Genomic DNA, 26,516 nt, shown 5'->3' on the forward strand with positions numbered 1-26,516 from the left:
GGCGTTGCCGCCGACGCGCTTCCGTGTGGGTCTGTTGAGTGAGGCGAGCCATGCGGTTCGCATGAGTGGCGTGGCGTAGCGACGGAGGAGGCGAGCCGTGACGCCGTTGCAGCAGAGCGATGTGGTGCTGGTGACGGGTGGAGCCGGATTCATCGGCTCGAACTTTGTTCGCCTGCTTCTGGCTCGCACCCCGGTGCGAGTGGTGGTCGTGGACAAGCTCACCTATGCCGGAAACCTGCGCAGCCTCGCGGACGTCGCGGCCGACGTGCAGTTCACGTTTATCGAGGCGGACATTGCCGACCGTGCTGCAATGGACGGCGTGTTTGTGGAGTACCGGCCGCGGTGGGTGGTGAACTTCGCGGCTGAGAGCCACGTCGATCGGTCGATCGACGGGCCGCGGGCGTTTGTGTGCACGAACATCGTTGGAACCTTCGAGTTGCTCGACGCGGCGCGTCTGTTTCTGGCGGCTTGCGATGACCGAGCGCGCGAGGACTTTCGCTTCTTGCACGTCTCGACCGACGAGGTCTACGGCACACTCGGAGCGACGGGCTCGTTCTCGGAAACTACCCCATACGCTCCGAACTCGCCGTACGCGGCTTCCAAGGCCGCTGCAGACCACCTCGTGCGCGCCTACCGCGAGACCTTCAGCCTGCCCGCGCTGATCACCAATTGCTCCAATAACTACGGTCCGTATCAGTTCCCCGAGAAGTTGATTCCCCTGACGATCTTGAATGCGCTCGAAGGCAAGCCGCTGCCGATTTACGGCGACGGGCTCAACGTGCGCGACTGGCTCTATGTCGAAGATCATTGCGAGGGAATCCTCTGCGTGCTCGAGCGCGGTCGGCCGGGCGAGAAGTACAATATCGGCGGGGAGAACGAGCGAACCAATCTGGAAGTCGTGGACGCCATCTGCGATGCGATCGAGGCGATCGCCCCGGCGGCGCGCAACGACGCCCTGGCGGCCCGCGGGGTACGCACGTACCGGGAGCTGAAGACCTTCGTGCCTGATCGGCCGGGTCACGACCGGCGCTACGCGATCGACGCGACGAAGATCCGGGTCGAGCTCGGTTGGGCGCCTCGTCACGCGTTCGAGTCTGGCATCGGACACACGGTGCGCTGGTACCTGGAGAACCGCGGCTGGTGCGCATCCGTACAGGCGGGTGTCTACGAACGCGAGCGCCTGGGCCTGGCCAGCGAGCGCCGCGGGTAGCAGGCGATAGGGGTGACGATATGACTGCCGTTGCCGCGCCGGACGGACGCGACCGCCGCCTGCTCGATTTCATCGACACCGAGTTCAGAGTGCTTTCGGGGCACCCTTTGCCGCTCGGGGTCAGTGAAACCCATCGCGGGCTCAACTTCGCGGTGTTCTCGCGTCACGCCACGGCCGTGTGGTTGGTGCTGTTTGCGCCTCGCGAAGCCGAGCCACTGGTCGAGTTGGCGCTCGATCCCGTGTTTCACCGTACCGGTCATGTCTGGCACATGGAGGTCGCCGGTTTGAAGAAGGTGACGCGCTATGGGTGGCGGGCCGATCGCGAGCCGATTGCGCAAGACGGGTTCCATCGCTTCGACAAGTCCAGGGTGCTGATCGACCCGTACGCGAAGGCGTTGACTGGCGGACACCAATGGGGAGTTGTCCACGTACGGGATTCACCGGGCGGCGACGACGACTACCGCGGGCGGCGCTCGGTATTCACGAACGAGCCGTTCGATTGGGAAATCACTCGACCGCCTCGCATCCCGCTACCGGACAAGATCATATACGAGACGCACGTTCGTGGTTTCACGGTCGATCCCTCGTCGGGCGTCGAGCATCGCGGAACCTATCGCGGCATCATCGAGAAGCTACCCTATCTGCGGGAACTGGGAATCACGACCATCGAGCTGTTGCCGGTGTACGAGTTCGACGAAAACGCCAATCGCCGGTGCAACCCGCTCACCGGCGAGGCGTTGAGGAATTACTGGGGCTACGACCCGATCGGATTCTTTGCGCCCAAGGCGTCGTATGCCGTTGCCGGAACCAACGGGCATCAGGTGTACGAGTTCAAGGAGTTGGTTCGCGAGTGCCATCGAGCCGGGATCGAGGTGTTTCTCGACGTGGTGTTCAATCATACGGGCGAGGGGACGGACCCAAACCTGACCTCGAGCTTTCGAGGGCTCGACAACAACGTTTACTACATTCTCGATCCGGTGACCGGGGCCTATCGGGATTACTCCGGCTGCGGAAACACGATGAACTGCAACGATCCGGTCGTGCGCGATCTGATCCTGGACGCTCTGCGCTACTGGGTGTCGGAGTTGCACGTCGACGGGTTCCGCTTCGATCTCGCGTCGATTCTCGGACGCGGGCCGCAGGGCGAGGTGCTGGCGCAGCCGCCGCTCTTGGAGCGCATTGCCGCCGACCCGGTGCTGGCCGACGCGATGCTGATTGCGGAGGCGTGGGACGCCGCGGGACTTTATCAGGTGGGGAGTTTTCCCGCCTGGGGGCGTTGGGCGGAATGGAATGGGCCGTTCCGGGACGACGTGAGGCGGTTCGTTCGGGGCGATCCCGGCTTGACCGGGCAGCTCGCTACCCGCCTGGCCGGCAGTGCGGACCTCTTCCAGGGTTCGGGGCGCCGGCCCTGTCATTCCATCAATTTCGTGACGGCGCACGACGGCTTCACGCTCGCCGATCTCGTCGCGTACAACGAGAAGCGCAATCAGGCCAACGGCGAGGACAACCGCGACGGCTCACCGGCGAACTTCAGTTGGAACTGCGGGGTGGAAGGGCCGACGGCAGATCTTGCGGTCAACGCCTTGCGCGCCCGTCAAACGCGCAACTTCTTCACCCTGCTCATGCTGTCTCAGGGGACACCGATGTTCGTCGCCGGAGACGAAATCGGGCGCACCCAGATGGGCAACAACAACGCCTATTGCCAGGACAACGGGACAAGTTGGTTTGACTGGCAACTTCTCGACCGCAACGCCGACCTGTTCCGGTTTGTCAGATTACTGATCGCCTTCCGCCGGGCTCATCCGGTACTCAGGCGAACTGAGTTCTTGCGTGGTCAGGGGACGACGGAGCACCCGCAGCCAGACGTAACGTGGCACGGGGTCCGGTTGTCGCAGCCGGACTGGGGGACGGCGTCGCGCGCCCTGGCCATGCACCTGGCGGGAGTACACGCGCCGCAACCCGACTGCGACATATATCTGGCGGCAAACGCCTGGAACCAGCCCCTGGAATTCGAGATACCGCGGCCGCCGCCGCACCAGCGCTGGATGCGACTCGTGGATACTGGCCGCCGCAGCCCGGAGGACATCTTCGAGGATGGGCGCGAACCGGCGGTGAATGGCCGGCTTGCTCGCGTCGGCCCGTACTCGTGCATCGTGTTACGGAGCCGCTGAGCGAAAGCGCATGACAACGGCGAGCCCCGATATGGTCGACCTTTCGGCGCCCGGTTGCCGGTTCGGGTCAGAGGAGGCGACGACATGGAAACAGGTCGGCTCAACGAACTGACGCTGGTCGGCGGCGAGTTCCAGAACTCGTTGCAGCGTCACGTGCGGTATTCGCTGGCGCGCGACCGCCGGCAACTCGGTGCCCACGACTGGTTCCGGGCCGTATCGTTGGCGGTGCGCGACTGGCTGGTCGACCGTATGCTGGAGACCGAGGCGCGTTACCACAAGGCCGATGCCAAGCGCGTGTATTACCTGTCGCTGGAATTCTTGACCGGGCGCTCCCTGGGCAACAACTTGATCAATCTGGGCCTCGAGGACGTTTGTCGGAGCATCCTGGCGGAGGAAGGCGTCAAGTTGGATGACGTGCTCGAAAGCGAGTACGACGCCGCGTTGGGCAACGGCGGCCTGGGGCGATTAGCCGCCTGCTTCCTGGATTCCCTGGCAACCCTCGGCATGCCCGGGTTCGGGTATGGAATCAATTACGAGTACGGCTTGTTCCGCCAGGAGATCAGCAACGGTTATCAACGGGAGAAGCCCGATTACTGGCTGCGCGAGACCTCCCCCTGGCTGATCGAACGGCCCGACGAGTCGGTGGCCATTCCGGTCTACGGTCGGATCGAGCATGGTCAGGATCGGCAGGGCAATTACAACCCGATGTGGATGGATTGGCGCGTCCTCGTGGGCGTGCCGCACGACATGCCGATCGCGGGCTACCTCGGTCAGACGGTGAATGTGTTGCGTCTTTACTCGGCCCGTTCGTCGGACGAGTTCGACATGCAGATCTTCAACACCGGCGATTACGTCCGTGCGGCGGAGGAACAGTTGCGATCGGAGACGATCTCGAAGGTACTGTATCCCTCGGACGTCGCTACGGCGGGCAAGGAGTTGCGGCTCAAGCAGGAATACTTCTTCGTTGCCTGTGCGATTCGCGACATCCTTCGCCGCTATCAGGAGACACACGACACGCTGGAAGCGTTGCCCGACAAGGTCGCGATACAACTCAACGACACGCATCCAGCCCTGGCGGTCGCCGAACTCATGCGAGTTCTCCACGACGAACACGACGTACCATGGGAACGGGCGTGGGACATGACGACGGCCATCCTTGGCTACACCAACCACACCCTGCTCCCCGAAGCGCTCGAGCGTTGGCCGGTGGCGCTGTTCGAGTACGTGCTGCCGCGCCACTTGCAGATCATCCGGGAAATCGATGCCCGCTTACTGCGCCGCGCCGCGGCGGTGTGGCCGCACGATACGGATCGCCTGCGCCGGATCGCGATCATCGAAGAAGGGCACGAGCCTCAGGTTCGCATGGCTCACCTGGCGATCGCCGGCAGCCACTCGATCAACGGCGTGTCGGCACTCCACTCCGAACTGGTGAAAACCAACCTGGTGCCCGACTTCCACGCGTTGTGGCCTGAACGCTTCAATAACAAGACAAATGGGGTGACCCAGCGGCGCTGGTTGCTGAGAGCCAACCCCGGGCTGGCGCGACTGGTGACCGAAGCCATCGGCAATCGCTGGATCACCGACCTCGAACGGGTGCGGGATCTGGAGCCGTACGCCGATGACGCCGAGTTCTGTGAGCGCTTCCGCGCGGTCAAGCACGTCAACAAAGAGCGTTTGGCGACGGTAATCAAGGAGACGACGCGCCTGATGGTCGATCCGGCGACGTTGTTCGATGTCCAGGCCAAGCGCATCCACGAGTACAAGCGCCAGTTGCTGGCCGCGATGGGAGTGGTTCACGAGTATCTCCGCCTGATCGAAGACGGGGTCGAGCCGCTAACCCCGCGCACCTACATCTTTGCGGGTAAGGCGGCGCCCGGATACTGGGCGGCCAAGCAGATCATCAAACTGCTGAACAACCTTGGCCTCATCGTCAACAACGATCCACGGGTGCGCGGCCTGATCAAGGTCGTGTTCGTGCCCGACTACCGCGTCTCGCTGGCCGTGAAGATCTTGCCGGCGGCGGACCTTAGCGAGCAGATCTCGACTGCCGGTACCGAAGCGTCGGGGACCGGCAACATGAAACTCGCGATGAACGGCGCACTCACCATCGGCACTCTCGACGGTGCCAATATCGAGATTCGGGAGGAAGTGGGTGGGGAGAACTTCTTTCTGTTCGGACTGACCGCGGCGGAGATTACCCAACTGCGACCCAACTATAATCCGCGCGGCTACTACGACCGCGACCGCGACCTGCGGCGCGTGGTCGACGCGTTTGCGTCCGATCGGTTCTGCCCGCAAGAGCCGGGGTTATTTCGGTGGATCCACGACATGCTGCTGGGTCAGGACCAGTATTTCTACATGGCCGACTTCCGGTCCTACATCGACACGCAAAAGCGAGTGGCCGAGGAGTTCGCCCGCGGGGCGGGTTGGACGCGCAAAGCGGTGCTCAACGTTGCGCGGATGGGCAAGTTCTCCAGCGATCGTGCCATCGAAGAGTACGCGCGCGATATCTGGAGTGTGCGCGCCGTGCTGCCGTGACGGGCGGGGCGAGGGGGCGCGGTCGGAACGTTTACAGGTCGGCCGTCGGCGCGATGGCGTATACGCGCCCGTTGCCGGCGCCGATGTAGATCGTGCCCTCGGCATCGATGGCGGGCGACGACTCGACCACGGTGCCGCTGGTGGGGGGTCCCGGTGGAGGGGCGCAGGTTGCGCCGTCACCCACGCTGCAAACTGCGAGGACTTCGGGGGCGGTGCCCGCGTCGGCGATGATGAACACGCTGCCTGCCGGTGCGCTCGCGGCGGCCACGATGACCCTTGTGCCGCTGCTGGCGGTTGCCACAGCGGGCGAAGACAGGATCGGCCCGCCAAGCGCTAACTGCCATAGGATGGTGCCGCTGCCGCCGTCGACGGCGTAAAGAGTGCCGTCCTCCGAAGGGACGTAGAGCGTGCCGCCGGCCAACGCCGGGGAACCGGATACCGGACCTACCCGCAAGACCTTGAAGCCAGACGCGAGTTGTCCGGTGTCGTTGACACGGAAGACGCGGCCGTCGAGGTCGGCGGCGTATACCGTGTTGCCCGTGACGTCGACCACCGGGCTGGCAACGATCGGCGCCGAGGCTGCGAAGGTCCAGATGGGCACGCCCTTCCAGGTGAACGATCGCAACAGCCGGTCGTCGGCGCCGAAGTACAGGACGTTGCCCGGACCGAAGGCCAGGGACGACTGAGCGGACGGGATCACGCCGGCGAAACGAAACGCCCCGTTGGGACACACGGCGATGAACTGACCGTTCGCGGAGACCGTATAGATAGAACCATCGATACCATTGGTCGTGGGCGAGGCGAGGATGAAACCGCCATAGCTCACCGGCCATATTTGCGGCTGCGAGACACCGTTGCCGTCGGTGGCGTAAAGGTTGCCGTCGCCGGCGCCGACAAACAACGCATCGACGCCAAAGCGATCCGCAGCCATGGCGGAAGCGGTGATCGGCCCCAGAGCCTGCACGGGAATGGCGCTCAGGGCGCCGCTGGCACTGTCGATGGCGTACAGGTTGGCGTCGCTGGACCCCACAAAGACCGTCGATTCGGACGTGTTCAGGACCGGGGACGCGGCGAACGAGCCCTTGGCGGCTTCGTTCGGGGGAGGAAAGATCCAGCGCACCGCGTAGTTCGAGGCGCGCAGGTCGACACCGGTCAGGTTGCCGGTGTTGGCAAGATCGCGGCGGAACTTGGGCCACGACGAAGTGGCGAGCACGGCGTGGTTGGCGTAACTACACGGGATCTCCCCGGTATCATCGGACGAACAGCCGAAGGCCGTGGTCAGGAAGAATACGCCGACGGCGGCGAGGGTCGCACGCGGGGTTCCCGTCATTGTTCGCCCACAGCGTACAGCATGCCGTCCGTGGCGCCGACGTAAATCGTTCCTCCCTCGCTGATCGAAGGCGACGAGCGGATCGGGCTGGCCCCGGGAAGCTGCACCGGCCATCCCTCGAGCGGGGCGCCGTTGGCGGTGTCGATAACATATATATGTCCGGCGTCGGTCCCAAAGATCAGGTATTGATCCGCCGAGACGGCGGGCGAGGACCGCACGGCACCGACAATTGGCGTCGGCGCCGGCCCGCTCGGAAACAGGCGCTCGCCGGTGCGCAGGTCACGGACCACGAGGCTTCCCCCTTCGGTGACTCCGAAGGCGGTAGAGAACGCGTCCCCAGGTGTTGGGGTTGTTGTGGGTGTTCCGGTGGACGCACCGCTCGGAGTCGGCGTCGGGGTGGCGAGGTCCGTTGGCTCCGGCGTGGGAGTGAGGACAGCCTGGCTGCCGACCGATAGCGAGGTCGCCAGATTTCCCTCCGAAGCCGCGGTCCAAGCGAGGCTGCCGCCAAGGGTCCAGGCCAGGATGGCGCCGCTCCGGCTGGCGGCGAGTACGAGATCGGCAGTGGTCACGGGTGAGGGGGCGAGGTCGGTCGCGGCCGCGCGGCGGGGCAGATCTGAGCGGCCGGCTTCGACGGTTCCGCTCCACAGGAGGCTGCCGTCGAGGGTGAGGGCGAAGACCGCGCCGTCGTCGGTGACCACGTAAAGGGCGTTGCCGAGGCTGAGGGCCGGGGAAGCAGTCATTGGGCCGACGCTGCGGTTCGGGGCGGCAGGATCCGGGAACTGCCACTGCAAGGTACCGTCGCTGTTGACCGCGTAGACCCTTCCGGTGCGGCCATCGAAGCCGTCGACCGTCGTCGTGATGAAGATGCCCGTAACGAGGCCGGTAAGGGGGTGGATCGTCAGCGTCGGGGAAGAAGCCATGCTAGCGCTGGTGACGGTTGGATCGATGGCGGCCGGCGAGAAACACAGGGTGCAATTGGCGCTGGTCCCCTTGTCCTCGAAGCCCAGCAGACGGCCGTCAAGCGAGGCAATGAAGATGTAGTTGACGTCTTTGGTGGTGTACACGAACGGCGACGACACCAGCGGTCCGAGTGGCGGAGTGGGGCAGACGGCACAGGTGTCGGTGCGCCAGTGAACCTGACCCTTCCCGTTGACGGCGAGCAGCGTACCGCCCTCGCTTCCGACGTAGACGCGGCCGTCGACGGCGATTGCGGGTGACGACGACACCGGTGCGGGGGTCGCGGCGTCCACCGGGACCGACCAGAGGATCGCCGGCGTGGTCTGGGCAATCGGGGCGACGGCCGAGCCGGTGTTGTTGACGTTCTGGCGGAACTTCGGCCACGCCGCGGACGGTGGAAATGGCGGTGCCTCGTCGTCGCTGCTGCAGCTCGCGGCGGCGAGCAAGAGAAGAGTGGGGAGCAGCAGGTGGGACGGTCTCATGGCGCGCGGACTTGACATAGTGGTTGGCAAAACTCAATCCCGTGGGCGCCGGGCCACCAATCGGGCTAGGTAGGCCTGGCGCCCGCCGTCGGGAAATAGACCTTCTTCATAAAGATCGATGTCGAAGCCGGCGAAGGCTTCGCCGAGCTCACCGGGGTGCAGCAGGAACTCGGGATTGCTTGGGTGCCCGAGGGCAAGCTGCCGGATGAGGAACGTCTCGACCACGACCAGACCCCCTGGTCTGAGGGCTTGTCGTAACGTCGGAAACAGTGACCGCAACAGGTAGCGGATATTGATAGCGGCGTCGTACCGAGCGATGGGCAGCGGGTACGATGAGAGGTCGGCCTGCACCGCGGAAATCGACAGCCCGTCGCGCCGGGCCGCGGCTAGCGCGAGCCGCAGACCCGCGTGCGAGAAGTCGATGGCCTCCACGCGGCATCCCCGCCGCGCCAGGAAGAGGGCGTTACGGCCGGTGCCCGCGGCAATGTCGAGGACACGGCCGTGGATGCGATCGGCGACGGCGGCGACCAGCCCGGAAGGCGGGTCGTCCGGACCGGGTTGCCGGCGTGAAGGTGTGGCCCGCGAACCGGCGGCGGCCGAACCCCCGTAGCGGTCTTCCCAGCGCTTGCGGTCCGCGTCCATGCCTGGGCTGCACCCTTAACCAAGGACGGCGCGGGCGAGGACGAGGACGTCGACCGAGCGCGCGCCGGCGCGCTGCAGGACCTGGGCGCATTCATTCACCGTGGCACCGGTGGTGTATACGTCGTCGACCAGAAGGATGCGTCGATCCGCCACCCGGCGCCGGTCGACGACCCGAAAAGCGCCGCGGACGTTGGCGAGTCGCTCCCGCCCGCGCAGCTCTACCTGGGCGCGGGTTGCCCGCACACGGTCAAGGGCATGGGGATCGACGAGGATACCCGTGAGCCGGCTGACGGGCCGGGCCAGCAGTTGCGCCTGGTTAAAGCCCCGCCAGCGGAGGCGAGACAGGTGTAAAGGGACCGGGACGATAAGGTCAGTGTCGGCGTGGACCGCGCTGACGGCGGCGAGCAGGGCGCCGAGCGGACGGGCCAACGTCACGTCGCGGCCGTACTTGTAACGCTGCAGTGCCCGGCGCAATGGGTCGGCTGTGGCGGAGGCCCGGTACACCCCACAGGCGCGGGCCCGGCGAAAACGGGGCCGGCGCTGGAGGCAGGGACCGCAGCGGTGGTCTCCGCGGTCGGCGGCAGGTTCGGTGCCGGGGGCCTGGGCGGTCGCGAAAGGGAGGCTGCATATCGGGCACATTGGCGTCTGCGGTGGGCTGATGTCGGCTCGGCAATGCGGGCAAAATCCCGGTGTCGCTGTCGGCGCTTCGCACCCCAGGCAACGAGGCGGATAGGCGAGGTCGAGAAAGGCGTGCCAGAGTCTGCGCACGGAGCCGATGCTAGGTGCCGGCCCGGGAAAGCGCAATCGAGGCGCCGCGAGATGGATTGTGCCTTCTCTACGGCGGGGAGCAAACGTACGGTCTCTTTGACTGGCCTCGGACCGCATAATATATGAACATTAGGCAGAGGGCGGTCGGATGAAGCGCTTTCTAATCGGTTTCGCCGCCGGAGTCGGCATCATGTACTACTACTTGCATTACGCGGATACCTGGGAAACGCGCGGACGGGGTTGGATAGAGGGCGCGGCCTCCAACTACAGGGACGACAAGCAACACGAAGCGGCACGCAGCGTGCTCGGCGACAACGAGCGGCGGCCGTGAATCCCTCGGCGCTCTCGGACATCCGTATCCTCGATCTTACCCGCGTAATCGCGGGTCCCTATGCCACCACGCTGCTCGGCGACATGGGGGCAGAGATTGTCAAGATCGAGCTTCCCGGTCGCGGCGACGATGCACGCTACGGTTACCCGGACGTGGACGGCGTGCCGATCGCCTTCCTGGCGCTCAATCGTAACAAGAAGGGAATCACGTTGGATATCCGCACGGCGGAAGGTGCCGAAGTCTTCCGCCGCCTCGTCACGCACGCCGACGTGGTGGTCGAGAACTTCTCTGCCGGCACGATGGAGCGGTGGGGTCTCGGGTATGCCGATCTGGCCCGCATCAACCCACGGATAGTCTACGCGGCGCTGTCGGGCTTCGGGCAGACGGGCCCGTACGCTGGCCGGACATCCTACGACATCATTGCTCAGGCGATGGGAGGACTCATGGGCCTGACCGGCTTCGCCGATGGCCCCCCGGTGCGCGGTGGCGGTGCGCTTGCGGACTTTATTGGCGGCGTTTTCACAGCTTACGGGATAGTGTGCGCGCTGTACCGCCGCCAGCGATCGGGGACGGGCCAGATGGTGGATGTTTCCAACATGGACGCGATCTTCAGCATGCTGGACAACTGGGTGACGGTGCACGGGGTGACGGGTCGACTACCGGAGCGGTTGGGCAACCGTCATCCGTTTACGGCCCCGTACGATTGCTTCGAGGCAATAGACGGCTGGGTGGTGATTGGGATCGGCAACAACCAGCTCTTTCGAACGCTGATGAGTGCCATTGGGCGCCCCGAACTGGGTAGGGACCCCCGTTACAAGTCTCCCACGGCCCGGCTGGAGCGGCACGACGAAGTCAATCGGCTGGTGGGCGAGTGGATTCGCGAGCACACCGTGGACGAGATCATGCGAACTCTCGGCCCGGAGGGAGCAAACATCCCTTGTGCGCCGGTGATGACCGTGGACCGGTTGCTGCATGACCCCCAGGTCCGTGCCCGCGAAATGGTGGTTGAGTTGCCGCACCCGACAGTGGGTACGATTCCGGTGGCCGGGGTGCCGATCAAGTTGTCCGAGTCGCCGGGTCGCGTCGTGCGGCTCGGTCCCGAGTTGGGGCAGGACAACCGTGAAGTGTACGGGAATTGGCTCGGTTTGTCGGACGCCGAGATGGACCGCCTGCAGCGAGCCGGTGTGATCTGACGGCAAGCCGGGACAACGGTAGGGTACAGAGCTTGGAGCGTGGAGTGCGGAGCGCCGGGACGGCGGGGATTATCGGGGGGCGTCGGGCGTCGATGTTCCGGATTCCGTGCCTGGTATGTCCGGGCGTATGGTGACCGCCTGCCGAAGGGGAGTGAACAATGGCATCGGAACTGCCCATCGTAGATCGTTTGAAGAAGGAACTGGCGGAGCTGCAGTACGAGCTGACGCATAAGATCCCGAAGGAATTGCAGGAGGCGGCAAGCCACGGGGATCTCAGCGAAAACGCTGAGTATGATGCGGCCAAGCACCGCCAGGAGTACGTGCGGGCCCGCATCGGTCAGCTGACCACGCGGATTCGCGAGCTGTCGTTGTACAACACCCAGTCGATTCCTGAGGGCGTGGTGGCCTACGGCAGTCGGGTGACGATCGAGGATCTCGACGAGGGCGGAACGCAGGTGTTCGACATTGTATTTCCCGAGGAGGTGAAGCCGTCGGAAGGGATGATTTCGATCGGTTCACCGCTGGGCCGTGCGCTGCTGAACCGCGGCGTCGGGGACGAAATCGAGGTGCAGACTCCTCGTGGCAAACGCAGCTATCAGATCACGGAGTTGCTGACGCTGCACCAGCGCAACGCGCCGGCTTGAGCAGGTTCGGAATTCCGTCACAGCTCCGGCGTCAGGGGGGCGGCGAGATCGATCGGTGCGCCCGCCCGTAACGCCGCGGCGGCTTGCTCGGGTGGCACCGGGTTGCAGAAAACCCCGGTTGCCCACTCCATGCCGATCTCGCTGCCGATCTGGGGCACGATTTCCAGGTGCCAGTGAAACAGTGCGGCGTCATCGCCGTCGAGGGGGCCGCTGTGCACGGCGACGCTGTACTGGGGGTCGTGCAGCGTGGTCCGGAGGCGGGACACGGTCTCGACGAGTAGTGCCGCGAGTTCCCCCAGTAATAGGTCGCCCGCGGCGCCGAAGTCGGCAGCGTGCCGGCGCGGCAAGACCCAGGTTTCGAAGGGAAAGCCGGAAGCGAAGGGTACCACGGCAACGAACTCCGAGTTGCCGCACACGATCCTTTCTCCACGGCGCTCTTCGTCCCGCAGTACGTCGCAAAAAACGCAACGCTCTTTGATCGCATAGTAGTCTCGGGCCCCCGCCAACTCGTCTTCGAGGCGCCGAGGTGCAAAGGCCATCGCAACGACGTGCGAATGCTGATGCCTGAAACGGCTCCACGGTGCAGCGTGGTTCTTCATGACCACTGCATGCCGGAGGCGCCGGTCGCGACGGAGTTCGTTGAACCTGTCGACATAGCAGCGCAGCAGCCGTTCCATGTGGACACGATCGAAGTCCGCCCAGTGCGCGTGATGGTCCGGCGTGTCGGCAACCAGTTCGTGAGCGCCGACGCCGGACATCAGATCGAAGGGTCCGATTCCCTTACGTTCCAGCGTTCTCTCGATGCGGAACAGGGGCCTGTGGTCGGGGGTGACGCGCACGAGCCAGCCGTGGGGGTTGGCCGGCGAGCGGTCCCCACGGATGACGTAGAGTTCCTGGGGATTGAGGTGTTCGCTACCCGGGCAGAAGGGGCACGGAGCTTCCGCGCGGCGCGGCAGTGGGGGCGGGCCGAGGCAGAGATCGCCCTGGCGTTCGGGGGCGATCATGACCCAGCGGCGCAGCAAGGGATCACGGCGGAGGTCTGACATTGGAAAATCGTGCCGATCGGCGGTTGACTTCGGCAATAGCCGACTATACCGGGCGCACCGAAGGGGGGCAAATCGGCGTTCTCCGGTAAGGGCGCGTCCTTGCGGCCGTTGTGGGCCGTGTGCTAGGGAAAGGACCTACTTGGCCGCTTCAACCTAAGGTGGGCCGCCGCGCCCACCTTTCTCGTTTGAGGGCATGAAAGAAGTCATCGAGCGCGTTTGGGAGATCGCCGAACCCGTGATCGTACAGGAAGGCTTGGAAATCGTCGATATCGAGTACCATCGCGAGGGTCGCGGCATGGTGTTGCGGCTTTACGTGGACCGCTGTGGCGGCACTCCACCGGGTACAACGGCGGGGGGTGTGGGACTCGACGATCTCTCGCGGGTGAGCCGGCAGGTCGGAGATCTTCTCGATGTGCGAGAGGCCGTGCCTGGTTCTTACGTTCTGGAATGCTCGTCGCCGGGGATCAATCGGCGGCTGCGGCGACCCGACCACTTCCGTAGGTATGTTGGCAAACGCGTGCGGGTGCGGACGGCGGTACCGATCGAGGGGCGCCGTAATTTCACCGGTGCTCTGGTGGCGGTCGATCCGGACGCGGTGGTCATAGAGGTGGCAGGGCAGCGGTACAGTGTCCGCTTCGTCGATATCGCGCAGGCGAACTACGAGGCCGGGCCGGAGGAGCTCAAGGCTCAGGAGGTACGGCGATGCAGCCCGAATTGAGCCGCGTCATCGAGCAGGTCAGCAAAGAGAAGGGTATTGACCGCTCGATCGTTGTGAGTGCGGTGGAGGCGGCGATGCTGTCGGCGGCACGCAAGATGGTCGGGCCGACCACGCACATCGAGGCGAAGTTCAATCCCGAAATTGGGGAGGTCGAACTTTTCAAGATCCTCACCGTGGTCGAGGAAGTAACGGACCCGGAGACGCAGATCCTCCTCGACCATGCCAGGGCGAATCTGGATCCCGATGCTGAGCTGGGTGACGAGCTGCTCGAGCGCCTCGACCAACGCTATGGGCGGATTGCGGCGCAGGCGGCGAAACAGAACCTCATCCAGCGCCTACGCGACGCGGAACGCGACATCATTTACAACGAGTTCAAAGACCGGAAAGGCGAATTGACGCACTCCGGGATCGTGCAGCGGTTCGAAAAGAAGAACATCATCGTTAACCTCGGACGGACCGACGCGATTCTGCCGGAGAAGGAGCAGATCCCGCGCGAGCGCTACCGGCAGGGAGATCGCATCCGGGCGTTCATTCTCGACGTCGAGATGTCGAGCAAGGGGCCGCAGATCGTTCTGTCTCGAACGCACCCGGGCTTTCTCATGAAGCTGTTCGAGCAGGAAGTGCCGGAGGTGTACGAAGGCATCGTCGAGATCAAAGCGGCGGCGCGCGAGCCGGGTGGCCGTGCCAAGATCGCGGTGGTGTCCAACGATTCAGATGTCGACCCGGTTGGCGCCTGTGTCGGCATGAAGGGTACGAGGGTGCAATCGGTGGTCCAGGAACTGCGCGGCGAGAAGATCGACATCGTGCACTGGACCCCGGACCCGGCGGAGTTTGTCTGCCGGGCGTTGGCGCCTGCGAAAGTGGCGAAGATCATCATGGACGAGGAAGATCGTAGCATGGAGGTGATCGTGCCGGACGATCAGCTCTCGCTGGCGATCGGTCGGAAGGGGCAGAACGTCCGGTTGGCGTCGCGCCTCACCGGCTTCAAGTTGGATGTACGCAGCGAGTCGGAGGCGGAAGACGAGGCACGCACCGCGCGCCTGTCATTGACCAGCGTGCCTGGGATTGGCGATGTTGCCGCCGAGTTGTTGTACCAGAACGGGTTCAAGTCGGCCGAGGAAGTGGCGCAAACCGACGAGCAGACTATAGCGGAGATCGAGGGACTGGGGCCGGACAAGGCCGTGGTGATCCTGGGTGCCGTCCGGGCGCACGTCGAAGAAAAACAGCGGGAAGCCGAAGCTGCTGCGGTGGCTGCTGCTGCTGCTGCTGCTGCTGCTGCTGCGGAGACCGAAGCCGATGCGTCGGCCGAGGGGGAGGAAACGGTGCCGGGGCCGACCACGGAGGAGGCGGAGCCGTCGTGAAGCAGGGAAAGCAAACTCCCGTGCGTACGTGCATGGGGTGCGGCGAACGGGCCCCGCAGCACACATTACTCCGCGTTGCCTTGCGCACTGGCGGGGAGCTGGCGGTTGTGCAGCGTGGGCATTCGCATTCCGGCCGTTCGGGCTACTTGCACGAACGACCTGAATGCTGGCGGAGGTTCACCGCGCGCAAAGGCCGGGTGCGATCGCTGGGCAGCGTCGTCGATCGCGACGTGCGTGTCGCTTGCGTGCGCGAGATCGAAAGCAGTCGCTCGGTGGCGAGCACGAGGTAAGGTCAGGATGTCGCGCAAACGGATTCACGAGCTGGCGAAGGAATGGAACGTCGATGTGAAGGACTTCGTCGCGCGGCTCGATAAGTTGGGCATTCGCAACAAGCGGGCACAGAGCTCTCTCACCGACGAAGAGGTGGAGCGCGCCCGAGCCGAGCTCGCCATTGACGAACGGCCGGCGGTGGCGGTTGGGGACGAGCGGGTGGCGGTGGATACCGAAGGGCACACCGTGGTCGAGCGTCGCGTCCGGACCAACGTGATCAGACGGCGCACGACCCGAGCCGATTCCGTGCCCGGTCTCGAGACGGCTTTCCCGGAGGGGGCAACCCTGCCCCCGTTGAGTGGCGAGCCGTTCGAAGTGCCTGCCGATTTGTTCGAGACGACTTTTGCCCCCGAGCTCTTGCCGGAGGCCCCGTTGTCCTCTTTCTCGGCGACGGAGCCGCCTCAATATGCGCCGCAAACGGCAGTGTCGGGTCAGGCCGCAGGATCGGAGTCGGCGGCTCCGGTCGAGGCCCATGCCCCGGCGGCCATGGCCGCGGATGTCGCAGCGTCCGCCCCGGTGGCGCCACGCATGGTGCCGCCCCCGCCGCCTCCGCCGGTGGCGAGGCCGGCGGCGCCGAAGGCGAGGGTCGAGGCGCCGGAGTTGCAGTCGCCCTTCGCGCAACGTGGGCCGAAGGTCATTGGCCGTATCGATCTGCGGAAGACACAGCCGGCGCCGGCACCCGCAGCGCCGCCACGTCAGCGTCACACCGCAACCGCCGAGCCGCCCCCTCCGATGGCGCCGCCGGCAGAGGACGCCAAGCCGAAACGAAAGAAGCGGAAGGTCATCAAGCAGACCGACATGCGTGAGACGGTCGATCAGGACCGTCGTTTCGGCCGACCGCCCCGGAAGAAAAAGGCTCTGCCGGGTAAGGAGATCCGCAAGACTGAGATCACCACGCCGCGGGCGAGCAAGCGCGTGGTGCGCATTTCCGAAGTCATTACGGTCGGCGATCTTGCCAGGGCGATGGGGGTTAAGGCGGGCGAAGTCATCAAGAAGCTCATGGACTCCGGCATGATGGCTGCGATCAATCAGGTGCTCGATTACGACACCGCCGCGTACATCGCGTCGGAGTTCGAGTACATCGTGGAGAACGTCGCCTTCGACGCGGAGTCGATGCTGGAGGAGAAGGTCGAGAAGGTCGCGGTCGATGAGGGGCTCCAGACGCGGCCGCCCGTGGTTACGATCATGGGCCACGTCGACCACGGGAAGACTTCGTTGCTCGATGCGATCCGCCACACGAACGTTACGGCGGGCGAGGCGGGTGGGATCACTCAGCACATCGGTGCCTACAGCGTGGATGTCGACGAGCGGCGGGTGACGTTCCTCGATACGCCGGGGCACGAGGCGTTCACTGCGATGAGGGCGCGCGGGGCGAAGGTCACCGACATCGTCGTGCTCGTGGTCGCCGCGGATGACGGGGTCATGCCGCAGACCGTCGAAGCCATTAATCACGCCCGGGCGGCGGGTGTTCCCATCGTGGTTGCCATCAATAAGATCGACAAGCCCGAGGCGAACCTGGAGCGCATCAAGCAGCAATTGGCCGACTACGGGCTGGTGGCCGAGGACTGGGGCGGCGACACGGTCTGCGTGCCGGTGTCGGCTCGGTCGAAGCAGGGCATCCCGCAACTGCTCGAAATGTTGCTGCTGCAAGCCGACATCCTGGATCTGAAAGCGAATCCCACCAAACTGGCGAAGGGCATCATCGTCGAGGCCCGACTCGATCGGGGCCGCGGGCCGGTCGCTACGGTGCTCGTGCAAGAGGGGACACTGAAAGTCAGCGACCCCTTCGTCTGCGGTTGGCACTATGGTCGCATCCGCGCGATGGTCGACGAGCGCGGACGCAAGGTGCACGCCGCCGCACCGGCTGAACCGGTAGAGATCCTCGGTTTGACCGGGGTCCCCGAGGCGGGAACTTCGCTGGTCGCGGTAGCCGACGAAGCGACTGCGCGTCAGGTGGCGGAGCATCGGCGCGGCAAGCAGCGCGAGGCCGATCTGGTCAAGACCGCCAAGATATCGCTGGACGAACTTTACCAGCAAATCCAGGCCGGTGATGTCAAGGAGTTGCGGCTGGTACTGAAGGCCGACGTGCAGGGGTCGGTGGAGGCGCTTTCCGAGGCCCTCAGTCGGCTGTCAAGCGACGAGGTACGCCTGAACGTTCTGCACGCGTCGGTGGGGGGGATTACGGAAAGCGACGTGCTGCTGGCATCGGCGTCGAACGCGGTGGTGATCGGCTTCAACGTGCGGCCGGAGGCCAAGGCCAACGATGTCGCGGACAGAGAGGGCGTGGATGTTCGTCTGTACACGGTGATTTACGACGTCATCAACGACGTCCGCGACGCCATGGAGGGCTTGCTCGAACCGGCCTTCCGCGAACGCGTGCTCGGGCGCGCCGAGGTGCGGCAGGTTTTCACGGTTCCGAGCGTTGGATCGGTCGGGGGATCGTTTATCACCGACGGAAAGGTGGTTCGCAACGGGTTGGCTCGCCTCGTGCGCGATCACGTCGTGGTCTACACGGGCAAGGTGTCGAGCTTGCGCCGCTTCAAAGATGACGCGCGCGAAGTCCAGGCGGGGTACGAGTGCGGGATAGGTTTGGAGAACTACCAGGACATGAAGGTTGGCGACGTCATCGAAACCTTCGAATTGGAGAAGGTGCAGCGGCGGTTGGCGCCGGCCGCCGGTCGGGGCGCACCCGTCGAAAGACGCGCCTGAGGCTCCTGCGGCGGCGGGCGTGTTTCTTAATCCCAACGCTGGAGGGCAAGACCTGTGGTTGTCGGCGTCTTGAAGCTGACCTTGTTTCTCCCCGAGAACCACTCGCTCAAGGGGAAGCGCGGTGTCCTGAAGCGAATCAAGGCGCGGGTGGCGAATTCGTTCAATGTGTCGATTGCTGAGTGCGACGGCCACGACCTCTGGCAGCGAGCGGTTATTGGCGTCTGTCAGGTGGGGACGGATGCCGGATACGTCGACGGAGCGTTGCGCCAGGTGGTGCGGTTCGTCGAGGAGATGCAGGTGGCGCAGCTTGCAGAGGAACACATCGAGATCCTGCACTGCTAGGGCCACGGCGCTCGGTGTGCAGGAGCGGAGGTCGAAGTGAGCGGGCGCCGTGCCGTGCGTGTTGCCGAATCGGTGCGCGCGGTGATCGCAGAATTGCTCCTGCGTGAGATCAAGGACCCGCGGGTCGGGATGGTGACACTCACCGCCGTGCACATCACCGACGACCTGCGGCACTGCAAGGTCTACTTCAGTTGCGTCGGGGATGACGATGCACGGGCGCGTGCCCTTGCCGGCTTACGGAGTGCTGCCGGCTTCGTGCGCCGACAACTGACGCAGCGTCTGGCGTTGCGCTACGCGCCGGATGTTACGTTCGCCTTCGACCCCAGTCTGGAGACGAGCGAGCGCCTCAATGCGCTGCTCCGCGGCGAACGCGAGTCCGAAGAATGAAATTCCTGTGGACGGGTTGCTGATTGTTGACAAGCCGGCCGGGCTCACCTCGGCCGAGGTGGTGCGTGTGGTCAAGCGGCGTTTCGGCTGCAAGACGGGTCACCTGGGAACGCTCGATCCGTTTGCCACCGGAGTGCTGCCGCTCTGTCTGGGCGCGGCCACCAGGATCGCGCAGTTCCTCAACGCCGCCGACAAGGCGTACACGGGCACCATCCGCCTTGGTGCGCGCACCGACACCGGCGACCCGACCGGGGCGATCGTCGAGGAGGCGACGGTGCCGATGCTGACGGCCGACCGTCTGGCGGCTGTGGCGCGCGAATTCACGGGGGACATCGAACAGATTCCGCCCATGTACTCGGCGGTGAAGGTGGGTGGTACCCCCTTGTACAAGCTGGCCAGGAGGGGGGAGGTGATCGAACGGGAGGTGCGCCAGGTGCGCGTCACCGCGTTCGTGCTCTCGGTTGGGGCCGCGCCTGACCAGATCGACTTCACGATCGAATGCTCGAAGGGTACGTACGTCCGCGTGATTGCAGAGGGAGTGGCGCTCGCACTGGGCGGCGTCGGCCACTTGATGACCTTGCGGCGGACGAGATTCGGCCCCTTCGGGATCGAGGAGGCGGTGCTCCTGACCCGGATCGAGACCGGGTCGGTGCAGTGCCTGGGGATGAGGGAAGCGTTGCGGGGACTAGCGGAGATACGGCTCGATGCCGAGCAAGCCAGACTGGTGCGGCACGGTTACCAACCGGTGCTGGCCCTGCTGGCTCGCGGTGTGCCCGCGCAGGTTGCCAAATTGGTGGATCCGGCGGATGCGCTGGCCGCCGTGGTGATCGCCGACGAGGAGGGCCGCTGGGGCTTTGGACGGGTGCTCGCCCCGGAGGAAAAGCAGTGAGCGGCCGCGCCCTTGCGGTTGCGGAGGGCGACTGGCAAGAAGGTGCCCGGTGATCGGGAACGTCGTGCCGATTCGAACGCAAAACCGAATAGCAGCGGCCCTTGTCCTCCTCGCCGTGGCGGGTATGGGGGTGAGCGCGACAATCGGGCGCATCCACCATCGCTTGACGGTGGAGGCCGGCTACACGAGCTTCTGCAACGTGAGCTCGCGGGTCAACTGCGATGCCGTGCTGACCAGTACATACGCCAGCTTACTCGGCCTCCCGATGTCTAGCTGGGCGTTGCTATTTTACGGTGCCATCGTCTTGCTTGCCGTCGTCTTCGTGGTCAGCGTCGACCGTGGACGGCGTAACCTGGTGGCGAAGTTGTTGTTCCTGGCGCAGGTCTGGGGACTGCTGTTGGCGGTATACCTTGCCGGCGTGGCGTTCGTGGTGCTGCAGACGGTCTGCCTGATGTGTGCGGCACTCTACGTCGTGAGCATGTTGTCGTTGCCCACGGCATGGTGGTTGCTGTCGGCCACGGGCGACTGCGGCAGAGGGGCAGTGTTCGGCGATGGGTTCGTCCGCCTCGGCATGGTTGCCGCCGTTGTCGGTGTGGCTGGTGTCGGGTTTGTGCAGGCATGGGAAAGGGCCAGATCGAGCGGTGGGCGGGATGCGGCGGGGGTATGTGCGGCCGATCCGCAGTTCTGTAACTGGTTCACTGCCCAGCCGCGCCTTCAAGTCCCAGGGGGCGGCGGTCACAGCCGCGGCCCCGACACCGCCGAGGTTACCATTGTCGAGTTCTCGGACTTCGCTTGCGGGCATTGCCGGGGCTTTCGCGACACCCTCGACACGCTGCAGGCCGGCGCCGGGCAGAACGTGCGTCTCGTCTTCCGCCATTTCCCTCTGGATGGAAGCTGCAACGGTGCGGTTCAATCGAGTATCCATCCGGACGCCTGCCTGGCGGCGGTGGCCTCGGAGTGCGCAGGGGAGCAGGGGCAGTTCTGGGCGTACCATGACACCCTATTCGAGAATCAGAAGGCTCTGGGGCGTCCGTTCCTGCTCCAGTATGCGGAAAGAATCGGTCTCGATGTGGGGCGTTTCACGGTGTGCCTCGATTCGCCGGCGCCGCGTGCACGAGTCGAGGCCGATACGCGGGTCGCCGCGGCGCTCGGTGTGGAGTCGACGCCGACGGTTTTCCTCAACGGGCGGCGGATCGCCGGTGCGCTTGACGGGCGCGGATTGACCGATGCCCTGGTGCTGACGCGCAGCGCGACCCGCGAGAGTGAGCCAAGTCATTGAAAACGCGACGACTCCCGATCTGCCCGAGCGATGTCCGCCCGCCTTGCCGCGCGCCCGTATCGTGATGCGATATACCGGCAGGGGCGAATGGGCGCGACAAATCGCGCAAAGTGCGGGGGGCGGAAAAAATGCGTTGACAGGTTTCTGGGGTGAGACTAGAAAGCGCGGCTCCTACGGACACTGGGCTCTGTAGAATCTTTATCGGTACACAATATGAAGCTTGTCGGTGGCGCGCGTTGCCTTCCTGAGAGGGAGGCCGGGCGGGTGCGGATGGGCGGGTGTGCACGGTGGTGTGGAGGAGTGGAAGAAGCGGCGGGGTGGCGAGAGGTTACCGAGTTGTCCCCAGGTGTGGACAACTAACGCGCGCTACCGACAGGGGTCTCTAAACGACGACTGACTTCGGGGGCGCCGAGGATGGTGGCTGAGTGGATGGAAGCGCTGCCGCGATTGCGGCAGCAAGTAGGGGAGCGGAACTTTGCGACCTGGATAGAGCCGATTCGCTGCTTGCGCGATGAGCAGGGATTGTGCCTCCAGACGCCGAGCCGCTTCTTTCAGGAATGGGTGAACCGGCACTTCATGGTGAGCATTCGGGAGGCCCTGGCCGCCGCCGGTTGGCCGGCCGAGGTGCGCGTGACGGTAGCGGCTGAAGGGGCCGCACTAGCGATGCCGGAGTCGGCATTGCCAGCCCCCTCCGTCCCGCCGCCGCGCCCGGCGGCGGCGCGAAGCGCGCCAAAGATCGGCCGGCTCGTTGCGGACTACACGTTCGATTCGTTCGTCGTGGGGCTGGCGAACGAGGTGGCGTATCGCGCGGCGCGAGCGGCCGCGGAAGCTCCGGGGCAGCGGTACAATCCGCTGTTCGTCTGGGGCGGCGTCGGCCTCGGCAAGACTCACCTGATCAATGCCCTGGCTCACGAAGCGCTGATACGCGGTCCGCGACGCCGCCTCGCATGCCTTTCGGCGGAGGCCTTCATGAACACCCTGATCGCTTCCTTGCGTCAGGACCAGATGGCTTCGTTCCGAGATCGGTTCCGCGATCTCGACGTTCTGGTGCTCGACGACGTGCAGTTCCTCGCCGGCAAGGAGCGGACGCAAGAGGAGTTCTTCCATACCTTCGATGCCCTGCACAGCGCCGGAAGGCAGATTGTGCTGACCTCGGACAAGCCGCCAGACGCCATCGCCGAACTCGAGCAGCGGCTGCGTAGCCGCTTCGGCGGGGGGCTCATAGCCGATATTCACCCGCCCACCTACGAGATGCGCATCGCCATTGCGCTCAAGAAGGCCGCACGGCAGGGTCTGAACATTCCTCAGAGCGTGGCGGCGCTGGTGGCGGAGCGCAGCGGCGCCAGTGTGCGTGAGCTCGAAGGAGCCCTTACCCGGGTGCTGGCGTCCGCCCAATTGCGGGGTGTGCCGGTAACCGAGGAGCTGGCCGACCGGGTCCTTGGTCCCGGGGCTGAGCGCAACACCGCCATCACCATCGAGGAGGTCCAGGCGGTGGTCACCGATCACTTCAAGATCTCGCTCGCGGACCTGACTTCCCATCGGCGGGCCCGCGTGTTGACGTTCCCGCGCCAGGTGGCGATGTACCTCAGTCGCACCGTCGCCCGGGCTCCGTTCAACAGCATCGCGGAGAAATTCGGCGGTCGCGACCATTCGACCGTGATGTATGCCGTGCAGCGATTGGAAGAACGACAGGGCGTCGAGCCTGCCCTGGGACAACTGCTGCGCAGTTTGGGTACGCAGCTACAGGATCGTCACCGCATCTGATCCGGGTTCGGGCTCGATCGCCGCGCTGGCGTCGCGGGGTGAACCGCCATCTCGCGACACCACGCGCGACCACCGCAGTTGGTCGTGACTGCCCCGGAGCTGCGCCGGAGCATCGAGAGCAATGCACGCCGGCGCCGTTGTCCGGGTGCGAAACGCAACCCGAGCTACTTGCTGCGGAATTCGTATCTGAGCCAGCGCGATATCCAGCCCTCGTTCTCGCGCCCGGCGATGATCTCCAATTCACCCTTGTCCAGCCACATGCCCTCGCACACCGGGCAGGTGTCGACCGACACGCCGTGCAGCTCGTGCTTATTGAGCGCCTCGCCGTCCCGCGGGCAACGATTCCTGGCGGCTTCCTTGATCTCATCGAGAGCCGCCTCCGCCACCGTCTCTTTTTCCTTCCGACGCTGTTCGTCGATGAGCTTTCGGTCGAGCTCGGCGAAATACTGGTTCTCGCGGGCCTGCTCGACCTCTCGCATCTTATCGCCGAATCGGTCTTTCTCGCTCGGAACCATTGGGATCACCCTCCACGGTTACTCGCACGCTACCCGCCGTGGTGGCGCCTTGTCAACGCGCCCGGCCCCTACTCGGCGCTCCGCGACGCCGGATCGGGAAAGCCCGCTGGTTGTGCGATGAAAACCGGAGAACGGTGTGTCAGGTCGCCTCTGGCCGAGTTACCCTGGTGACCGTGTCAGCGGCGAGTTGCGGCGTGCCATGACCGTGGATGGCAGGTTGTCTTGGCATGAATCGTGATTACCCCGATTGACGAATTGGAGAAGGAATGAACGTCAATCGATTCACCGAGAAATCCCAGGAAGCGCTCCGCGAGGCGCAGGCAAAGGCGACCCGACGTAATCACCAGAGCGTCGACGTCGAGCATCTTCTGGTCGCGCTCCTGGAGCCCAGCGACGGACTGACCACGGCCATCCTGCAATCATTGGGTTACGATGTACGAGCGCTGCAGTCCAGGGCCATGCAGGAGCTCGACCGCATCCCGGGGGTTTCGGGCCCCGGAGCGACCCCAGATCAGATCTATGTAACTCAGCGCCTCAGTCGTCTGCTCGCCGGCGCCGAAGATCAGGCCAAGGCCCTGAAGGACGAGTTCGTCAGCATTGAACACATCCTGCTCGCGATGCTGGATGACACCGGGGCCGCCGGCAAGTTACTGAAGGCTGCCGGGGTGACGCGCGACGCCTTCATGACTGCCTTGCAGAAGATCCGCGGCGGGCAGCGGGTTACCAGCACAAACCCCGAGGGGACCTATCAGGCACTGGAGCGCTATGGCCGCGATCTGACCAAGCTGGCGGGGCAGGGCAAGCTCGACCCGGTAATCGGACGCGACGAGGAAATCCGCCGCGTGGTGCAGGTGCTGTCACGTCGAACCAAGAACAACCCGGTGCTCATCGGCGAGCCGGGTGTCGGCAAGACCGCGATCGTCGAGGGCCTGGCCCAGCGGATCGTTCGCAAAGACGTCCCAGAGGGACTCAAGGACCGTCGAGTCGTCGTCCTCGATATGGGTGCGCTGGTCGCCGGCGCGAAGTTTCGCGGGGAGTTCGAAGAACGACTCAAGGCGGTGCTCAAGGAAGTGCAGGACGCCGAGGGCGAGGTCATCCTGTTCATCGACGAGCTCCACACCGTCGTCGGCGCGGGTGCGGCCGAGGGCGCGATGGACGCCAGTAATCTGCTCAAACCGATGCTGGCCCGGGGCGAGCTTCATTGCATTGGAGCAACGACGCTCAACGAATACCGCAAACACATCGAGAAAGACGCCGCCCTCGAGCGACGCTTCCAGCCTGTGTTGGTTGAACCCCCGTCGGTCGAGGACACGATCTCCATCCTGCGCGGCCTGCGCGAACGTTACGAGGTCCACCATGGCGTCAGAATAAGGGATGGCGCGTTGGTGACCGCGGCCGTCCTTTCGCAGCGTTACATCACCGACCGCTTCCTGCCGGATAAGGCAATCGATCTCGTCGATGAGGCCGCCGCAAAGCTGCGCACCGAGATCGACTCGATGCCGGCCGAACTGGACGAGGTGTCCCGGCGGGTCATGCAATTGGAGATCGAACGCGAGGCGCTCAAGAAGGAAACCGATAAGCCTTCACGCGCGCGGCTCGAAAAGCTGGAGAAGGAGCTCGGCGAGCTGCGGTCCGAAGCCGATGCGCTGCGTGCCCGCTGGGAGGTCGAGAAAGGCGCCATTACCCGTCTGCGCGATCTCCGCCGCCGCATCGAAGAGACCAAGGTCGAGATCGAAAAGGCCGAACGGCAGTATGACCTGAACCGTGTCGCCGAACTCAAGTACGGTACCCTGGCCCAGCTGGAGCGCGATCTGGGTAGCGAAGAGGAGCGCCTCAGCGGCGAGCAGAAGGCGACACGACTCATCAAGGAGGACGTCGACGAGGACGATATCGCCGAGGTGGTCTCCCGGTGGACCGGCGTGCCCGTGTCGAAGCTGATGGAAGGGGAGATGCAGAAGCTGCTGCACCTCGAAGAGGCCTTGCACCGGCGCGTGATCGGTCAGGACGAAGCGGTGACCGCCGTTGCCGACGCCGTGATCCGGGCCCGGGCGGGCATCAAGGATCCCAATCGGCCGATAGGCTCGTTCATCTTCCTCGGCCCCACAGGTGTCGGCAAGACCGAACTCGCCCGCGCTCTCGCCGAGTTTCTCTTCGACGACGAGGCGGCGATGATTCGACTCGACATGTCGGAGTACATGGAGAAGCATACCGTGGCGAGACTGATCGGAGCGCCACCGGGATACGTGGGTTACGAGGAAGGTGGCCAGCTTACCGAGGCCGTGCGTCGTCGCCCGTACGCCGTGATTCTCTTCGACGAGGTCGAGAAGGCGCATGCCGACGTCTTCAACGCCTTGTTGCAGATCCTCGACGACGGACGGCTTACCGACGGCCAGGGACGGACGGTCGACTTCAAGAACGCCGTCGTCATCATGACCTCCAACATCGGCAGTCAGCTCATCCTCGGCCATCGCGGCGGTGACGATCCCGAGGCCTTCGAGCAGATGCGCGCCGAAGTTCTGGAGGCCTTACGGCAGCATTTCCGGCCGGAGTTCCTCAACCGCGTCGACGAGATCGTAGTCTTCCACGGTCTGACCCGGGAACAGCTCCAGCAAATCGTCGACATACAGCTCGGCCGGCTCCGCAAGCGACTGGCCGATCGGAAGATCGAGGTGCAGCTCACCGGCGCCGCTCTCGAACATTTCGCTCGCGTGGGTTACGACCCCGTCTACGGAGCGCGCCCGCTCAAACGCCTCCTGCAAAAGGAGCTGGAGACGACCCTTGGTCGCAAGATCGTTGCCGGCGAGATCCACGACAGTACCCGTGTGCTGGTCGACTACGCCAACGGACAATTAGCGTTTACCAAGGAGCCGCTGGTCGAGGCGGCGTGAGTCCGGGGCGGTCGAGCGACCC

Annotated in this window: 21 protein-coding genes and 1 pseudogene; 15 read left to right on the forward strand and 7 right to left on the reverse strand. The window is 64.9% G+C overall.

Annotation, left to right across the window (positions count from 1 at the left end; genetic code table 11):
- Positions 1–97 precede the first annotated feature (97 nt).
- The 3 genes from rfbB to L6Q96_01925 all read left to right on the forward strand — a co-directional run bounded on the left by rfbB (position 98) and on the right by L6Q96_01925 (position 5,919).
- The gene (gene rfbB / locus L6Q96_01915; protein ID MCK6553334.1) at positions 98–1,210 is read left to right on the forward strand and encodes a dTDP-glucose 4,6-dehydratase; all 1,113 of its coding nucleotides are present in this window, start codon (positions 98–100) and stop codon (positions 1,208–1,210) included.
- A 20-nt stretch (positions 1,211–1,230) separates the two neighbouring features.
- Positions 1,231–3,381 carry a glycogen debranching protein GlgX gene (gene glgX, locus L6Q96_01920; protein MCK6553335.1) on the forward strand — a complete coding sequence of 717 codons (2,151 nt, stop codon included), beginning with the start codon at positions 1,231–1,233 and terminating at the stop codon, positions 3,379–3,381.
- A gap of 84 nt (positions 3,382–3,465) precedes the next feature.
- Positions 3,466–5,919, forward strand: coding sequence for a glycogen/starch/alpha-glucan phosphorylase (locus L6Q96_01925; protein MCK6553336.1), 2,454 nt, complete (start codon positions 3,466–3,468; stop codon positions 5,917–5,919).
- Between the two features lie 31 nt (positions 5,920–5,950).
- Here L6Q96_01925 and L6Q96_01930 read toward each other — a convergent pair whose 3' ends face one another.
- From L6Q96_01930 to L6Q96_01950, 5 genes and pseudogenes are all read right to left on the reverse strand, one after another.
- Positions 5,951–7,249, reverse strand: a complete 1,299-nt coding sequence (locus tag L6Q96_01930; protein MCK6553337.1) for a PQQ-binding-like beta-propeller repeat protein — start codon at positions 7,247–7,249, stop codon at positions 5,951–5,953.
- Positions 7,246–8,688 carry a PQQ-binding-like beta-propeller repeat protein gene (locus L6Q96_01935; GenBank protein ID MCK6553338.1) on the reverse strand — a complete coding sequence of 481 codons (1,443 nt, stop codon included), beginning with the start codon at positions 8,686–8,688 and terminating at the stop codon, positions 7,246–7,248. The genes L6Q96_01930 and L6Q96_01935 overlap by 4 nt, the downstream gene beginning before the upstream one ends.
- 33 nt (positions 8,689–8,721) lie before the next feature.
- Positions 8,722–9,330, reverse strand: a complete 609-nt coding sequence (locus L6Q96_01940; GenBank protein MCK6553339.1) for a class I SAM-dependent methyltransferase — start codon at positions 9,328–9,330, stop codon at positions 8,722–8,724.
- A 15-nt stretch (positions 9,331–9,345) separates the two neighbouring features.
- On the reverse strand, positions 9,346–9,804 hold the full coding sequence (locus L6Q96_01945) for a ComF family protein (protein MCK6553340.1): 459 nt from the start codon (positions 9,802–9,804) through the stop codon (positions 9,346–9,348).
- A gap of 132 nt (positions 9,805–9,936) precedes the next feature.
- Positions 9,937–10,215: pseudogene (locus L6Q96_01950) on the reverse strand (double zinc ribbon domain-containing protein).
- Between the two features lie 31 nt (positions 10,216–10,246).
- Here L6Q96_01950 and L6Q96_01955 point away from each other — a divergent pair.
- From L6Q96_01955 to L6Q96_01965, 3 genes are all read left to right on the forward strand, one after another.
- Positions 10,247–10,429 carry a hypothetical protein gene (locus tag L6Q96_01955; protein ID MCK6553341.1) on the forward strand — a complete coding sequence of 61 codons (183 nt, stop codon included), beginning with the start codon at positions 10,247–10,249 and terminating at the stop codon, positions 10,427–10,429.
- Complete coding sequence (locus L6Q96_01960) at positions 10,426–11,622, forward strand: CoA transferase (GenBank protein MCK6553342.1); 1,197 nt, start codon at positions 10,426–10,428, stop codon at positions 11,620–11,622. Before L6Q96_01955 ends, L6Q96_01960 begins: the two co-directional genes overlap by 4 nt.
- A 158-nt stretch (positions 11,623–11,780) precedes the next feature.
- Positions 11,781–12,266 carry a transcription elongation factor GreA gene (locus L6Q96_01965; protein ID MCK6553343.1) on the forward strand — a complete coding sequence of 162 codons (486 nt, stop codon included), beginning with the start codon at positions 11,781–11,783 and terminating at the stop codon, positions 12,264–12,266.
- Positions 12,267–12,283: 17 nt separating this feature from the next.
- On the opposite strand, the gene L6Q96_01970 is transcribed toward L6Q96_01965, so the two are convergent.
- Positions 12,284–13,312 (reverse strand): galactose-1-phosphate uridylyltransferase, encoded by a 1,029-nt coding sequence (locus L6Q96_01970; GenBank protein ID MCK6553344.1) that lies wholly within the window; start codon positions 13,310–13,312, stop codon positions 12,284–12,286.
- Between the two features lie 193 nt (positions 13,313–13,505).
- Between L6Q96_01970 and L6Q96_01975 the strand changes: the two genes are divergently transcribed.
- From L6Q96_01975 to dnaA, 8 genes are all read left to right on the forward strand, one after another.
- Positions 13,506–14,030: a ribosome maturation factor RimP gene (locus L6Q96_01975; GenBank protein MCK6553345.1), complete on the forward strand. Its 525-nt coding sequence runs from the start codon at positions 13,506–13,508 to the stop codon at positions 14,028–14,030.
- Complete coding sequence (nusA, locus tag L6Q96_01980; GenBank protein ID MCK6553346.1) at positions 14,015–15,391, forward strand: transcription termination factor NusA; 1,377 nt, start codon at positions 14,015–14,017, stop codon at positions 15,389–15,391. Before L6Q96_01975 ends, nusA begins: the two co-directional genes overlap by 16 nt.
- Positions 15,392–15,688: 297 nt before the next feature.
- Positions 15,689–18,430 carry a translation initiation factor IF-2 gene (gene infB / locus L6Q96_01985; GenBank protein MCK6553347.1) on the forward strand — a complete coding sequence of 914 codons (2,742 nt, stop codon included), beginning with the start codon at positions 15,689–15,691 and terminating at the stop codon, positions 18,428–18,430.
- Between the two features lie 54 nt (positions 18,431–18,484).
- Positions 18,485–18,772: a DUF503 domain-containing protein gene (locus L6Q96_01990; protein MCK6553348.1), complete on the forward strand. Its 288-nt coding sequence runs from the start codon at positions 18,485–18,487 to the stop codon at positions 18,770–18,772.
- 36 nt (positions 18,773–18,808) lie between these two features.
- Positions 18,809–19,159, forward strand: coding sequence for a 30S ribosome-binding factor RbfA (rbfA, locus tag L6Q96_01995; protein ID MCK6553349.1), 351 nt, complete (start codon positions 18,809–18,811; stop codon positions 19,157–19,159).
- 7 nt (positions 19,160–19,166) lie between these two features.
- Positions 19,167–20,048 carry a tRNA pseudouridine(55) synthase TruB gene (gene truB, locus L6Q96_02000; GenBank protein MCK6553350.1) on the forward strand — a complete coding sequence of 294 codons (882 nt, stop codon included), beginning with the start codon at positions 19,167–19,169 and terminating at the stop codon, positions 20,046–20,048.
- A 49-nt stretch (positions 20,049–20,097) separates the two neighbouring features.
- On the forward strand, positions 20,098–21,327 hold the full coding sequence (locus tag L6Q96_02005; protein MCK6553351.1) for a thioredoxin domain-containing protein: 1,230 nt from the start codon (positions 20,098–20,100) through the stop codon (positions 21,325–21,327).
- A gap of 429 nt (positions 21,328–21,756) precedes the next feature.
- Positions 21,757–23,091: a chromosomal replication initiator protein DnaA gene (gene dnaA / locus L6Q96_02010; protein MCK6553352.1), complete on the forward strand. Its 1,335-nt coding sequence runs from the start codon at positions 21,757–21,759 to the stop codon at positions 23,089–23,091.
- A 164-nt stretch (positions 23,092–23,255) separates the two neighbouring features.
- Here dnaA and L6Q96_02015 read toward each other — a convergent pair whose 3' ends face one another.
- Complete coding sequence (locus tag L6Q96_02015; protein MCK6553353.1) at positions 23,256–23,606, reverse strand: zf-TFIIB domain-containing protein; 351 nt, start codon at positions 23,604–23,606, stop codon at positions 23,256–23,258.
- Between the two features lie 266 nt (positions 23,607–23,872).
- On the opposite strand from L6Q96_02015, the gene clpB reads away from it, so the two are divergent.
- The gene (gene clpB / locus L6Q96_02020) at positions 23,873–26,494 is read left to right on the forward strand and encodes an ATP-dependent chaperone ClpB (protein MCK6553354.1); all 2,622 of its coding nucleotides are present in this window, start codon (positions 23,873–23,875) and stop codon (positions 26,492–26,494) included.
- Positions 26,495–26,516: the final 22 nt, after the last annotated feature.

The organism is Candidatus Binatia bacterium, assembly GCA_023150935.1.
In the GTDB taxonomy this organism is placed as follows: Bacteria; Desulfobacterota; Binatia; order HRBIN30; family HRBIN30; genus JAKLJW01.

What these genes read in the sequence shown, in the direction of transcription:
- glgX (MCK6553335.1), top strand. Translation starts at nt 1,231, where the DNA reads ATGACTGCCGTTGCCGCGCCGGACGGACGCGACCGCCGCCTGCTCGAT.
- L6Q96_01925 (MCK6553336.1), top strand. Translation starts at nt 3,466, where the DNA reads ATGGAAACAGGTCGGCTCAACGAACTGACGCTGGTCGGCGGCGAGTTC.
- L6Q96_01930 (MCK6553337.1), bottom strand. Translation starts at nt 7,249, where the DNA reads ATGACGGGAACCCCGCGTGCGACCCTCGCCGCCGTCGGCGTATTCTTC.
- L6Q96_01935 (MCK6553338.1), bottom strand. Translation starts at nt 8,688, where the DNA reads ATGAGACCGTCCCACCTGCTGCTCCCCACTCTTCTCTTGCTCGCCGCC.
- L6Q96_01940 (MCK6553339.1), bottom strand. Translation starts at nt 9,330, where the DNA reads ATGGACGCGGACCGCAAGCGCTGGGAAGACCGCTACGGGGGTTCGGCC.
- L6Q96_01955 (MCK6553341.1), top strand. Translation starts at nt 10,247, where the DNA reads ATGAAGCGCTTTCTAATCGGTTTCGCCGCCGGAGTCGGCATCATGTAC.
- L6Q96_01965 (MCK6553343.1), top strand. Translation starts at nt 11,781, where the DNA reads ATGGCATCGGAACTGCCCATCGTAGATCGTTTGAAGAAGGAACTGGCG.
- L6Q96_01970 (MCK6553344.1), bottom strand. Translation starts at nt 13,312, where the DNA reads ATGTCAGACCTCCGCCGTGATCCCTTGCTGCGCCGCTGGGTCATGATC.
- L6Q96_01975 (MCK6553345.1), top strand. Translation starts at nt 13,506, where the DNA reads ATGAAAGAAGTCATCGAGCGCGTTTGGGAGATCGCCGAACCCGTGATC.
- nusA (MCK6553346.1), top strand. Translation starts at nt 14,015, where the DNA reads ATGCAGCCCGAATTGAGCCGCGTCATCGAGCAGGTCAGCAAAGAGAAG.
- infB (MCK6553347.1), top strand. Translation starts at nt 15,689, where the DNA reads ATGTCGCGCAAACGGATTCACGAGCTGGCGAAGGAATGGAACGTCGAT.
- dnaA (MCK6553352.1), top strand. Translation starts at nt 21,757, where the DNA reads ATGGAAGCGCTGCCGCGATTGCGGCAGCAAGTAGGGGAGCGGAACTTT.
- L6Q96_02015 (MCK6553353.1), bottom strand. Translation starts at nt 23,606, where the DNA reads ATGGTTCCGAGCGAGAAAGACCGATTCGGCGATAAGATGCGAGAGGTC.
- clpB (MCK6553354.1), top strand. Translation starts at nt 23,873, where the DNA reads ATGAACGTCAATCGATTCACCGAGAAATCCCAGGAAGCGCTCCGCGAG.